The organism is Peribacillus sp. SIMBA_075 (genome assembly GCF_046534585.1).
Map to the genome: position 1 here is coordinate 1 of NZ_JAWRYN010000213.1, position 363 is coordinate 363.

Below are 363 nucleotides of genomic sequence, written 5' to 3' on the forward strand. Positions count from 1 at the left end.
GTAGTATACTAGAATCTCTATAAGGTAACAGAGAAGGAGATTCTAGTATGGTATATTGGCTATTATTACTTGTTACAATTATTTTTGAAGTAGCTGGAACAATCGCAATGAAACTATCAAATGGTTTAACAAAGCTCGTTCCAAGTGTACTTATTTTCGTATTTTATGGAATTTGTTTCAGCGTATTTGCTATTGTTGTTAAAAAGATTCATTTAAGCATTGCTTATGCAATTTGGTCTGGTGTGGGAACGCTACTTATTACAATCATTAGTGTGTACTTTTTTAAAGAGCATATTAATTTATTCCAAGCATTTTGTATTCTCTTTATTGTTTTAGGAGTAATTGGACTGAAAGTGTCATCGG

General features: G+C 31.1%; 1 protein-coding gene. It reads left to right on the forward strand.

Annotated elements, in window-relative coordinates:
- Positions 1 to 47: 47 nt before the first annotated feature.
- Positions 48 to 363: DMT family transporter (locus SB775_RS27905; RefSeq protein ID WP_410864398.1), on the forward strand; the 316-nt coding region annotated here is incomplete at its 3' end.